This is a genomic window from Clostridium fungisolvens, from assembly GCF_014193895.1.
Lineage (GTDB): Bacteria > Bacillota > Clostridia > Clostridiales > Clostridiaceae > Clostridium_AR > Clostridium_AR fungisolvens.
In genome coordinates this window covers 2,548,377-2,560,933 of the sequence record NZ_BLZR01000001.1, presented here as the reverse complement: position 1 = coordinate 2,560,933, position 12,557 = coordinate 2,548,377, and the positions used below count along the sequence as shown (strand labels likewise).

Annotated in this window: 13 protein-coding genes and 1 other annotated feature; of the genes, 8 read left to right on the top strand and 5 right to left on the bottom strand. The window is 30.1% G+C overall.

Features of this window, described 5'->3' with window-relative positions; translation table 11 throughout:
• Positions 1 to 47 precede the first annotated feature (47 nt).
• From bsdtw1_RS11030 to bsdtw1_RS11020, 3 genes are all read left to right on the top strand, one after another.
• Positions 48 to 470: a DMT family transporter gene (locus tag bsdtw1_RS11030; protein WP_183277621.1), complete on the top strand. Its 423-nt coding sequence runs from the start codon at positions 48 to 50 to the stop codon at positions 468 to 470.
• A 142-nt stretch (positions 471 to 612) separates the two neighbouring features.
• Positions 613 to 1,095: a DMT family transporter gene (locus tag bsdtw1_RS11025; protein WP_183277620.1), complete on the top strand. Its 483-nt coding sequence runs from the start codon at positions 613 to 615 to the stop codon at positions 1,093 to 1,095.
• A gap of 144 nt (positions 1,096 to 1,239) precedes the next feature.
• A complete protein-coding gene (locus tag bsdtw1_RS11020; protein ID WP_183277619.1) occupies positions 1,240 to 1,929 on the top strand; it encodes a YjjG family noncanonical pyrimidine nucleotidase in 690 nt (229 codons plus the stop codon).
• Positions 1,930 to 2,157: 228 nt separating this feature from the next.
• On the opposite strand, the gene bsdtw1_RS11015 is transcribed toward bsdtw1_RS11020, so the two are convergent.
• Complete coding sequence (locus bsdtw1_RS11015) at positions 2,158 to 3,009, bottom strand: aldo/keto reductase (RefSeq protein WP_183277618.1); 852 nt, start codon at positions 3,007 to 3,009, stop codon at positions 2,158 to 2,160.
• A 379-nt stretch (positions 3,010 to 3,388) separates the two neighbouring features.
• On the opposite strand from bsdtw1_RS11015, the gene bsdtw1_RS11010 reads away from it, so the two are divergent.
• Positions 3,389 to 4,144 carry an AIM24 family protein gene (locus bsdtw1_RS11010; protein ID WP_183277617.1) on the top strand — a complete coding sequence of 252 codons (756 nt, stop codon included), beginning with the start codon at positions 3,389 to 3,391 and terminating at the stop codon, positions 4,142 to 4,144.
• A gap of 123 nt (positions 4,145 to 4,267) precedes the next feature.
• Here the strand turns inward: bsdtw1_RS11010 and bsdtw1_RS11005 are convergent, their stop codons facing one another.
• The 3 genes from bsdtw1_RS11005 to bsdtw1_RS10995 form a co-directional block, all read right to left on the bottom strand.
• Positions 4,268 to 4,603 carry a branched-chain amino acid transporter permease gene (locus bsdtw1_RS11005; RefSeq protein ID WP_183277616.1) on the bottom strand — a complete coding sequence of 112 codons (336 nt, stop codon included), beginning with the start codon at positions 4,601 to 4,603 and terminating at the stop codon, positions 4,268 to 4,270.
• The gene (locus bsdtw1_RS11000) at positions 4,593 to 5,312 is read right to left on the bottom strand and encodes an AzlC family ABC transporter permease (protein WP_183277615.1); all 720 of its coding nucleotides are present in this window, start codon (positions 5,310 to 5,312) and stop codon (positions 4,593 to 4,595) included. Before bsdtw1_RS11000 ends, bsdtw1_RS11005 begins: the two co-directional genes overlap by 11 nt.
• 630 nt (positions 5,313 to 5,942) lie before the next feature.
• Positions 5,943 to 6,122 carry a hypothetical protein gene (locus bsdtw1_RS10995; protein WP_183277614.1) on the bottom strand — a complete coding sequence of 60 codons (180 nt, stop codon included), beginning with the start codon at positions 6,120 to 6,122 and terminating at the stop codon, positions 5,943 to 5,945.
• Between the two features lie 348 nt (positions 6,123 to 6,470).
• Positions 6,471 to 6,716 (top strand) — a binding site (T-box leader).
• 221 nt (positions 6,717 to 6,937) lie between these two features.
• Here bsdtw1_RS10995 and bsdtw1_RS10990 point away from each other — a divergent pair.
• From bsdtw1_RS10990 to bsdtw1_RS10975, 4 genes are all read left to right on the top strand, one after another.
• Positions 6,938 to 8,929, top strand: a complete 1,992-nt coding sequence (locus tag bsdtw1_RS10990; RefSeq protein ID WP_183277613.1) for a methionine--tRNA ligase — start codon at positions 6,938 to 6,940, stop codon at positions 8,927 to 8,929.
• Positions 8,930 to 9,142: 213 nt separating this feature from the next.
• Positions 9,143 to 9,736, top strand: coding sequence for a hypothetical protein (locus tag bsdtw1_RS10985; protein ID WP_183277612.1), 594 nt, complete (start codon positions 9,143 to 9,145; stop codon positions 9,734 to 9,736).
• Positions 9,737 to 9,894: 158 nt separating this feature from the next.
• The gene (locus tag bsdtw1_RS10980) at positions 9,895 to 10,764 is read left to right on the top strand and encodes a PHP domain-containing protein (RefSeq protein ID WP_183277611.1); all 870 of its coding nucleotides are present in this window, start codon (positions 9,895 to 9,897) and stop codon (positions 10,762 to 10,764) included.
• 251 nt (positions 10,765 to 11,015) lie between these two features.
• Positions 11,016 to 11,516, top strand: a complete 501-nt coding sequence (locus tag bsdtw1_RS10975) for a peptide deformylase (protein WP_183277610.1) — start codon at positions 11,016 to 11,018, stop codon at positions 11,514 to 11,516.
• Positions 11,517 to 11,611: 95 nt separating this feature from the next.
• On the opposite strand, the gene bsdtw1_RS10970 is transcribed toward bsdtw1_RS10975, so the two are convergent.
• Positions 11,612 to 12,145, bottom strand: a complete 534-nt coding sequence (locus bsdtw1_RS10970) for a biotin transporter BioY (RefSeq protein WP_183277609.1) — start codon at positions 12,143 to 12,145, stop codon at positions 11,612 to 11,614.
• Between the last annotated feature and the right edge of the window lie 412 nt (positions 12,146 to 12,557).

Below are 12,557 nucleotides of genomic sequence, written 5' to 3'. Positions count from 1 at the left end.
TTTATAAAGCATTTATAAAGTATTGTAAAGTTAAGGGGGATTTAGTTATGTATAAAAATTTAGCAGTTATCAATGGAGTATTACTTGCTATTATGGTGTTCTTTAATGGAATGATTTCTAAGAAAACAGGGCCGTATATGAGTACCTTGATATTTCATACAATCGGACTAATAACAATTGTTCTTATAGCCATTGTTAGAAAAAATAAATTGCCGAAGCTTATAGGAATGAAGTTGATTTTTTTATTGCCTGGTGTTCTTGGCGTTATAACCATACTTTTAAATAACTTATGTATACCAGTTATAGGAGTAACTTTGACCAGCAGTATAAGTTTATATGGACAACTAGTAATGTCTATTATAGTAGAACACTTTGGGCTTTTTGGAATGCCTGTAAATAAGTTCAGAAAAGAGAGAATTCTTGGGTTTTCAATAATCTCTCTTGGAGCAATTGTTATGATTACTATATAAAGATATTTTGTTTAGGATATTGCTAAGATTAGTGTTTAAATTAAGTGATTATACAAGAGCTGCTATTTAAGCGAACTATTAGAATTAAATGATTTTTTCAGAAAAAAGGGCACTAAAAAATTTATTATATTGGAGGATTGAAATGATATTATATATTTTCTTAGCATTTTTAGTAGGTGTAAATATAGTTATTAGCATGATGATTAATGGAAAGCTATCACAAAAGGAAGGGATGATTAATGGAGTTATTATAAATTATTTTATGGCAGCGGTCTCTTCTGTTGTTCTATGTGCATTTATGATAAATTCCATTCCTTCTTATGAGGTAATACGGAAAGTTCCGTTACCATATTTTATAGGTGGGTTTATAGGAGTTTTGACAACTTATATCTTTAATGTTTTGGTTCCCAAGGTGCCAGCAGTTTATGTTGTTATACTGAGGTTTATAGGACAAATGTTTGCAAGTGCTATCATTGATTATATATATTTAGACGTCTTTTCTAAAGGAAAAGTAATAGGAGGGATATTATTTCTTGTAGGCTTAAGTTTAAATGCGAGAGCTGACAATAAAATAAAAAATCAGCAAGCTGATTTAAGTAAGGATATTGCTATTACTAATATTTAAATATGTCTAAAGAATGTGAAACGATATTTGTTTAATTATGTGTTATATTGGAATTAATGATATAATTAACATAAAGAAAAACTACGATAGATAAAAATAAAATATGATTTACTACAATAAATCACATATTCAAGGGGGATTACTATGAAATACGAAGTTATAATATTTGATGCAGATGAAACTCTTTTTGATTTTAAGAAATCTGAAAGAGAAGCTTTTAAAAATGCTATGATTGAATTTGATATTGAATATGATGAAAATCACCATTTGAAAATATATAGTGAAATAAATACAGCTATATGGAAAGAGTTCGAACAGGGGCTTATCACTCAAGAAAAATTAAAGGTTGAAAGATTCAAGAGATTAGCAAATAAATTAGAAGTAGCTTTTGACGAATTTGAATTTGCAAAGGCATATATGAAGCACCTAGCTAATGCATCATTCTTATTTGATGATAGTGAGGCACTTGTAGAAAGTTTATATAAAGATTATAAATTGACAATAGTGACAAATGGACTAACAGATGTTCAGAATGGCAGAATAAAAAAATCTATTATAGCCAAATATTTTCAAGATGTAGTAATATCAGAAGAAGTTAAGGTAGCTAAACCAGATCCAAGGATATTTGAGATGACATTAAAGAATATAAAGCAAACTGATAAGAGCAAGGTTCTTATGGTAGGAGATAGCTTAAGTTCTGATATTAAGGGTGGAGTAAACGCTGGAATTGATACCTGTTGGTACAACCCAAGTAAAACTCCAAATACATCAGAGATAAAGCCAACCTATGAAATAAGTAGTCTTAATGAGCTTAAGAATATAATTAACGGGTAGTTTAAAGAATTACATCTTCTCTAAGAGAAGTTTTGAAAAAAGTTTTTAGAAAAGTGATACATTTTTAAGAGAGGTAGATATAAAGATAAGTTTCTTTTTATATCTACTTTTTTGATGTAAATAAATTTAAAACCATGCATAAAAGTGTATCTTTAAACATTGGATTTGCAAAATAAATAGGGGCATACAGAAGTATCTAGTATGCCCTTAGTTATATGATATAAAATATTAGAATGTAATTTTATCTGGATCTTTAGAAAATCCACAAACACCTTTTAAATCGGCAATAAGTTTGATATCTTCATGTGAAAGCTCAAAATCAAAAACTTCTCCATTCTCAACAATACGTGATTTTGTTACTGATTTAGGAAGTGGTAAAAATCCAATTTGCAAACTCCAACGTATGCATATTTGAGCAATTGATTTTTCGTACTTTTCTGCTAAAGCTTGCATTTCCTTTGATTCAAAAATCAAACCGGTTCCTAATGGACTGTATGCCTCTAATAGAATATTATGAGCCTTGCAGTACCCTACAAGTTCATCTTGTGTATCTCCAGGACAAAGTCTAATCTGATTAACCATAGGAACTATAGTTGCTGTTTTAAGTAAGGCTTCTATATGATGAGGATGGAAGTTGCTTACTCCAATTGAACGGATGCGGCCGGCAGTATAAAGTTCTTCAAAGGCCTTCCATGAGCCTGCATTTGCTTCTTCCCAACAGTCCCTATACTTTATGGGATTTGGCCAATGAATTAGATAAAGGTCCAGATAATCAGTATCAAGCTTCTTTAGAGTTTCTTCGAATGCCTTCATAGTATTTTCATAACCATGATCATTATTGTGAAGCTTACTGGTTATGAAAATTTCTTCTCTAGGTATTCCGCTTTCCTTTATTGCTATACCAACACTTTCTTCGTTTTTATATCCAGCAGCAGTATCAATATGACGATATCCAGCTACTAGAGCATCCTTAACAGAAGATATTGCGATTTTTCCATTTTCTGCTTGCCATGTACCTAGCCCAACACATGGGATTTCAACGCCGTTAGATAACTTGTAACAATCCTTCAAAGAATTCATTTTTAATACACACTCCAATCTTTATGTAGTATTATTTTAAGCACTATGGCTTAATTTTCTGTTTTATTAATTTATATCCTTTAATAAGAATATACATAAATTGTACACCTTAGAGTTTACTGTAAGTCAATAAAATTCAAAAGCGTAGCCCCTAAAATGTAATAGTAAATTCGTGATTGCGAGGGCTCATTCATTATTAAATGAAACACGTTCATCTGAAAAAGTCATTTAATTTTAATAGCTTGCTCATATTGTGTCTCTTGTATAATCAACTAATTTCAACAATTTTATTAAACATAGACATAAAATATAAAAGTTTTAATGTAAGTGTATAAAGGGTGTATTAAAATCTAAATTTGCTTTTGGAGGAGAGGTATAAATGGTAACGTGTAAAAATATTTTTGAGAATAAAAATATTGAGGTGGTAGAGGGGAAAGGAGATGTAAAAGTACTTGAGTACAAAAAAGATCTAAGTGTAAATGCTGCTACGGCAATGGCTGCTTACTTTGCATCTGAAATGAATATTAGAAAGCGACAAGTTTTGATTGAGCTAAAAGGGAACGCATATACAATAAGTGCTGGAGCAATGCAGTGGACTTCGGGAGCCGTAACTATGGCTGCTGATGTTAAGGGACTTGGAGATTTATTTGGTAAGGCTTTATCTTCAAAAGTGACAAAAGAATCTACAATTAAACCTAAATATCAAGGTAATGGTTTATTAATGCTAGAACCAACATATAAGCATATATTGCTTGAAGAGGTGTCTGAATGGGGAGGTCTAGTACTGGATGATGGGTTATTCCTTGCTTGTGAATCAAGGGTCCAGCAAAAAGTAGTGGCAAGAACAAATTTGTCTTCTGCGATGCTTGGAAAAGAAGGATTGTTTAATTTATGTCTAAGAGGTCAAGGAGTTGCTGTGCTAGAGAGCCCTGTGCCAAGAGCTGAATTAATAGAGTTTATTATTGAAAATGATGAAGTTAAAATTGATGGAAACTACGCTATTGCATGGTCTGATACATTAGATTTTCGAGTTGAGAAATCTAGTAAAAGTTTGATTGGTTCTGCTGTTTCAGGAGAAGGTTTAGTAAATGTATATCGTGGAACAGGAAGAATACTTATGGCGCCTATTCAATAAGTTACTGAAAATAAAGAAGTATTAATATAAACACAAACTATTTTATCTATATGTACAAAAGTTTTTAGAAAATTGAAGCCATGAAAAAATTAGGCAATTCCTAAAAGTTCATGGCTTTTAATCTTATACAAATATAAATTGAATTGCTATCATATAGATGGCTGTTCCACCAATTATACTAAGTAAATTATTTCTTTTCCATATATGTAGCAGCGCTACTGAGGATATACCAATAAGTTCAGGAATTCCAAAAGGAAAAGTAATTAGGCTCACATTTTTTAGACAGTAAATTATCAGCATTGCCATGACCGCTGGAGGTAAAAAATTGCCTAGATATAATATATACTTTGGTGTAGACTTTCCTTTTCCAAAAAGGATAAAAGGAGCAACTCTTGTACCGAAAGTAACTAGAGCAATAATTATTATAGAAATTATCGTAGAACTAATATTAATATTCATTACTTACCTCTCCTTTATCAACACCGTAGTTTTTTCCCTCTATCTGTTTTTTTAATGATATCAATGTTATAGATATAAATATCATTGATGGTAGAATTAAATTGCTTGGACCAAATAATAATAGAGATAAAATTGTGGAGCATGCGCCGATTAAAACGGGCGTATGATTTTTATAGGTTGACCACTGTTCGATGAAAATTACTACAAATAAAGCGGTCATTGCAAAATCGATTCCTTTTGTATTAAAAGTTATAAGTGAACCTGCTATAGAACCAATTGCACTGCCAATAATCCAGTATATTTGGTTAAATAGTGATATGAAGAACATGAATTGGTCTTTATTAACTCCTTCAGGAGCTTTTGAAGCGCAAAGCAGTGAGTAAGTTTCATCGGTAAGAGAAAAAATCATATAATTCTTTTTCTTCCCCATTTCTTTAAAACTATCAATAAATGATAAACCGTAAAAGACATGTCTTATGTTTACAAACAATGTCATCAGTGCTACTTCAATTAAACCAGCCCCACTGGTTAAAAGATTAATAGCTATAAACTGCATTGAGCCTGCATAGATAAATATGCTCATTAAAATTGCCCATGAAAAATTGTAACCAGACTTTTCTAGCAGCAGTCCGAAGGCTATGCCTACTGATACATATCCTAACATTACAGGTATGGTAACTGGAAAGGCTGCTTTAATTGCATTTTTCATATAGATGCCCCCTTAATTTATTGGTGTACCACTTCATAATAAAATTTATATTTTTAAAAACTCCTCTCAGAATCCATAGGAGTTTTTAAAATAGATTTCGAATCGAAATGGTACATATTAAGATGAAATGAAAATAGTATATTCATAAAAATGTACTATCCGAAATTATAGTATAAAGGGTAGGATTTTGCAATATCACTTGGTTTTATAAAATTGCTTTATATTTATTTATGAAATAAGGATGATGTTTTATGCAGAAAGCATAATTGATAAGACATATTAAAAAAAACGATTTGATGAAACTTTTATGATAATGGCTTTTATAAATGATTAACATTGGCTATAGTATTTATATGGAAATATTACGAAATATCTTTTTCTAATTCTAGATTTTAGTATATTATGAATAGGTTTATCTATACAAAAGAGAGTTTTTATATTGATATAAAAGTATATTCCAAATTTCTATTAGCTTCTAGAAATAGGGTTGAATTTTGTGATTAAGATTAATTGTTTATTTATGTGTATAGATGAACCACTTCGTAATAAAATTTATTGTTTTTAAATCCTCTCACCAAAACCCGTGAGAGTTTTAAAAATAGATTTCGGATCGAAGTGGCTCATCTTTAATTAAGCCCTTGCTTCGAAGTAGTGATCTCCACCCTTTGATTTGGTTGCACTTGAAATTGCATCTGGTTTCTGTATCTTTGGAGTCTTTGTTGCACTTGAAACAGTATCAACGATTTGAGTCTGTCTACTGGAATAAATATTATTTAAAGATGCTGCTTGAAATAATTTTGATATATTCATTTGTTAATTACCTTCTTTCACAGTTTTAAAATATATCTATATAAGAAATATATAGATTAATAAATTAGTAAAATATAAAAACTCTCTAATGAACATGGTTGGTTAAAAATGATTTCGATGAACCACGAATTTTTATTTTGATAGATTCAAATATGAAGTAGTTTATCTATAGAATTATTGATGAAATATGTTATTAAAACTTACTCAATAATTGCAATAGTATAATAATATAGACTGAAGCTTAAAAATAGCTGAGAATTGCCAGAAAATGTAATTATAAAATTTTTAATTTTGTAAATAATAAATATAATAATTCTTGACATTAACATATTGATTTTATATATTAAAATAAAGGCAATGAAAAGAAGAGTAGTTATTTTTGAAACTTACAGAGAGTTCCTTTTGCTGAGATGGAACAGTGGATATTTTAATGAAACAAGGCTTGGAGCTGCATACGGATCTTATTCTGAAGAATAGGTGATACTATGACGTTTGTTCACGTTACGGAACTAGAGTATGTGTTAGTACTTGATAAGATTAGCATGGCAACATGCTAATGAAGCAGGGTGGTACCGCGGTTAAGTCGCCCCTACAGATTATTGTAGGAGGTGTTTTTTTATACCCTTTTTTACTGTCTAAGAACTTAAAATAAAAAAAGTTAGTTTTGGATAACTTAAGTAATATATTGGTTTGCATTTATCGTCAGTAGTTTGGATGCGTTAAAAAAGCTCACTGAAGAAGGTCGTTTAGCGACTCTTTTGTGGATTTAAATAAATTAATAAGCAGATGTTATTACATTTAAGGAGTGTGTAAACATGGAAGAAAGAAAAATAGAACGTCCGGTATTCCCAAAGAAAGCTGTTATAACTTCAGGTATGCCTTATGGAAATAAAGAACTACACTTTGGACACGTTGGTGGAGTGTTTGTTCATGCAGATACCTTTGCAAGATTCTTAAGAGATAGAATTGGAAAAGAAAATGTTATATTTGTATCAGGAACAGATTGTTATGGCTCGCCAATTTCCGCAAGCTATAGAAAAATGGTAGATGAAAACAATTATAAAGGAACTATTGAGGATTATGTTCGCGAGAATCATGAGAAGCAAAAAGAAGTACTAAGTAAATATGAAATGGATTTAAATCTTTATGCTGCATCAGCGCTGGATAGAGCTGGTGAAATACACAAAGAAGTATCTGCTAATGTTTTTAATAAATTATATGAAGGTGGGTTTTTACAAAAATTATCATCTCCACAATTTTATGATCCAGATAAGAAAGTACTATTAAACGGTCGTCAAGTAATAGGTAAATGCCCAATAGAAGGATGTACATCTGAAAAAGCTTATGCAGATGAATGTGATTTAGGTCATCAATTCATGCCAATTGAATTAATAGATCCAAAGAGTACCTTATCAGGTAAAGTACCTGAACTTAGAGATGTTACAAATTGGTACTTTAAATTAGACCAATATAATAGGCTTTTAAATGAAGAAGTAGATTATTTAAGAAAGAATACAAATTGGCGTAAGTATTTATTAAATACAATCGAAGAATTTTTAAAGCAACCAATTATATATGTTAAACGTAAGCAGTTAGAAGAGGTAACAGATTTAGAGGAAAAGTTACCAAAACACACCATTATAGATGAACCAAAGAAGCCATCTGTTTCTTTTGTCTTTGAAAATCTAGAGGATAGAGATAAGGCAAGAGAAGTTTTTGATAAGATGGGTATCCGTTTTAGAACTGGTAAGACTCTAGTGCCTTTTAGATTATCAGGTAATGTTGAGTGGGGGATAGAAGTACCTGAAAAGGAAGAGCTTAAGGATTTAACTTTCTGGGTTTGGCCAGAATCTCTTTGGGCTCCAGTATCTTTTACTAAAGCTTATTTAGAAAGCATCGGAAAAGATTCAGAAGCATGGAAAGAGTTTTGGACTGGAAAAGATTCGAAAGTATATCAATTTATTGGTGAAGACAACATCTATTTCTATGGAGTTGCTGAGATGGCAATGCTTATGGCTTTATTAGGAATAGATAAAGATGATAAAGTAGACTGGGAAAGTTTGAATATTCCTCACTTAATTGCAAATAATCATCTTCTTTTTATGGATAAAAAAGCTAGTAGCAGTGGCGCTATAAAACCACCTATGGCAAGGGAACTATTAGAATACTATACTGCAGAACAATTACGTATGCATTTTTTAAGCCTTGGTTTAGTTAAAAAGAGCGTTAGCTTTGCACCACAAGCCTTTATGGATGATAAGGATAAACAAGGTCCTGACACTGTTTTGAAAGACGGCAATCTGCTTACAAATGTATTTAATAGACTTGTTCGTTCTTGTTTCTATACAGCACAAAAGTATTTTGATGGAACTATACCAGTAGGAGAGATAAGTAAGGAAATTCTAGATGAATCAAAGGAAGCTATTTTAACTTATGAAAAACACATGTACAATCACGAGTTTCATATTGTAACTTATGTCTTGGATAGTTATATCCGTAATATGAATAAATATTGGGTAAATAATATGAAGCAAGCAGAAAGTAAGGAAGATAATGAATTAAGAAGACAAGTGCTAATAGATTCATTCCATGCCGTAAGAACGGCTATAACCTTAATACATCCTATTGCACCAAATGGCTGTGAGATGGTAAGAGAATATTTAAATGTAGATGAAAGGCTTTGGAGCTGGGATTATATATTTAAACCAATTTATGATCTTTTAGGTGATCCAGCTACTCATAAACTAAAATACTTGGAACCAAGAGTAGATTTCTTTGCAAAACATGAGAGTCAAATTTCTGGTTAACATTTAAGTAAAAAGTTAAATGGAAGTTTATATAAAAGTATATTACTTCTTTTAGTAATTTAATTAAAGCATCGTATAGCTAACCAATTAATTGCAATACGGTGCTTTAGCAGTTTCAAAAGTTTAACTTGTATTTTACAACGCTATAAGCTATATTTAATAATTCTTTAGTACCTTTAGAATATAAAAAAATTCTAAAGGATAGGTGAAGGAATGTATACTAAAAACTTACTAGCTTATAGTTGCAATTCAAGGGCCGAAGTGAAATTCAATAAAAAAATTAATTTAATTAAGGTATTGATTATATTGTTATTAATGTCAATTTGTGGTGTATTTATTAGAAATCTTACCGAGTCAGTGGAATATAGGGACAGTAAAAGTTTTTTAGTTGCAGATTTAAAAAATGATATTACGATGCTCACTGAGACTGCTAATGTAATTGAGACTGAGAGAGTATACGGCAAATATTTAGAGGTGGATCAATTCGGCACCGATGGAAAGTTAATAAATTCAAAGGATATATCGAAGGATTTATCAGCAACCTTGATTAATATTGCAGATATAAACAGTAATCATAAGATAGATGCTGCAGAAATTTCAGAACTAGGTATAATGAGATTTAGAACAGATATTTATCAAAAAGAATTAAAAACCCTTCAATTCAGTCTAAAATCTCCAGACCATAATTTAAAGAGTTTTTTAATAATAACAAAGGGAAAATATGCAGGAACAATCCTCTATAATGGTAACTTTAAGTTTATTGATAATGAAAACAAAAGATATTTTGGTTTAGATTTATATATTTAATTTAATGATAATATATAATTTTAATTTTTAAATATATTTGTTTACAACTTTTTAATGGAATTTATATTTTTAAATTATTCTTTTTGAAACAGAAGAAGTTTTAAAAATAGATTTCGAACCTGAGTGGTACATCTTTATTTTGGTATGAAGGAGTTATTATGGATTATAAAGTTGATTTTCATACACATACAATTTTTTCTGATGGAGGAAGTACTCCAGAAGAACTGATCGATGATGCTGTAGTAGGAGAGGTTAAAGCACTAGCTCTCACAGATCATGATAATATAGAAGGAATTTATGAAGTGTCCAGGCTGGCTAAGGAAAATAATATAGATTTTCTTAATGGCATAGAGATAAGTGCACTATACAAGGATGGAAGAATTATTCATATTTTAGGCATAGGAATTGATTTAGATAATGCGCAATTCTTGAAGGCTTATATTGAAATGAAGGAAGCAAGACACGAAAGTGTAAGTAATATCTTATCAATAATAAATAAACAAGGGATAAGTATTGATATAGAGCAATTAAAAGAAAAGTCATTTAGAAAATATTTAGACAGATACGATGTTTATAAGTACTTTATTGAAAACAAAATATGTGAAACTGCTCAAGGAATTTGGGATAAATATTTAGATCCAATTCCATATGGTGAAAAAGAATTATTTAAAGTGGAAGATGCCATAAGAGTAATAAAAGAAGCTGGAGGAATATCTTTTCTAGCACATTATAATAAACATATGGGATTCGCAGGACTGAATAATGAAAAGATAGAAGAAGAGATAAGATACTTAGTTAGTTTGGGATTAGATGGAGTTGAAAGATACTATCCTTTCCACAGTGAAGAAGATTATAAATTTTTAGATTACCTGATTAATAAATATAATTTAATGATATCTGGTGGTACAGATTACCACGGTAAAAATAGACTAGATATAAAAATTGGAAGTGGAAAAGATAATAATCTTATAATACCTTATGAAGTTTATACGAATATAATTAAGATATTAGAGCAAAGGAAGTTCTAAGAAGAAAAGAAAGTTTTGTTTGGAATGCTACTAATTTGAGAAGGGAAAACAGACAAAAGCTAATAAGATTATGTGCATCATATAGAGCCAAAATAAGATTTATTTAGAAGTTCCTTATAAAGAGCTACTTTTAAGAAGTAATATAAGAGAAAGATATGTTTCTGTTAAGGTTATAGACATTATGATAAAAAAGATGGATATGCTAGAAGGCGAGGAAATAACTAGATAGATTTAAAATAGGAGGGGCATTTATGGCTGTTAAAGAAATTTTTTTATTAGGAAATGAAAAATTATACAATGTTTCAGAAGAGATAAAACAAGAGGAATTAGTTGAAGTTGAAGAAGTTGTAAAAGATTTGCATGATACCTTAATGAATTTTAGAAAAGAATACGGCGCAGGAAGAGCTATTGCTGCTCCTCAAATTGGATATTTTAAAAGACTTATTTATATGAATATAGATAAGGAAGTTGTATTGATAAATCCTAAGCTAGAATATGTTGATGATGAAATGATTACAGTTTGGGATGATTGTATGTGCTTCCCTGAACTTTTGGTAAAAGTAAAAAGATTTAAAAGGTGCGTAGTATATTATAAAGATTTAGCTTGGAAAGATAATTTGATAGAGTTAGAAGGTGATATATCTGAATTGATACAACATGAATATGATCACTTAGATGGAATTTTAGCAGTGCAAAAGGCTATAGATGATAGATCTTTTAGTATAAAAACTAAAATAATAAAGAATACGTAACAAAATTCTAAGCAAAATAAATATCTTATTAATTACAATTACTTAGAGTGAAATAAAGGGGAGCCTATATTTGAAGGTTCCCTTTAAAATTTATTTTATCTTCTTAAAGTATTAATTCTTTTAGCAACTATTGCAGCAACCACTGCTTTAATTAAATCTCCGATAATAAAAGGAAGTGCTCCTACAATAAAGGCTCTATATACTCCCATTCCTGTAATATAAGATAGCCATAAAACTCCTAAAATATAGACCACAACAATTCCGCCAATAATGTTGGCTGATATCATGGAAAGAATAGAACTATTCTTATTCTTTATTAAACTAATAACTACGGAACCAATAAGAAATCCCATTAGATACCCTCCGTTAGAACCTATAATAACTCCTATACCTGAAGCACCTCCAGAAAATACTGGAAGCCCAATAATCCCCATAAATATAAATGTAATTAGGCTTAATCCAGCTTGAAGTGGAGTAAGTACACACCCAACAAGCATTATCATCAAAGTTTGTCCTGTTAGAGGAACTGGACTAAAGGGAAGTGGAATTGAAATATAACCAAAAACAGAAATTAAGGTGGCAAAAAGAGCTGCATAAATCATATCGTTTATTTTTATTTTTTTTCTCATGTAAAGCCCTCCAATTTATTTAATGTAATTCTTAGGATTTCATTTCTTAACCAATTTGTCCAATTTAGTATAAAATACTAAGAATGCATTGTCAACCTAAATATTAAAAATGGTTGACAATAAGTTGTTGGAAAATTTTTAATTCATAGCAACCGGATTTATATAATAGTAAAACGAAAATAAAGTTTAATAAGATTAAAATTAATCGATGAAAAAATGCTGAACACATGATATAATTAGACAGAATGTCTTAAAATAAAATATACATATACAAGAAATATCAGGTAGCAATTGGATGAATATGTTGAATAGTTTGAACAATAATCGGAAAGTTGTTTCTATTTGTAATAGCTTGTGATGAGAGAACTTAAGATGTAAGCGTTATTAAGAAGTTATGAATACATAACTAAGG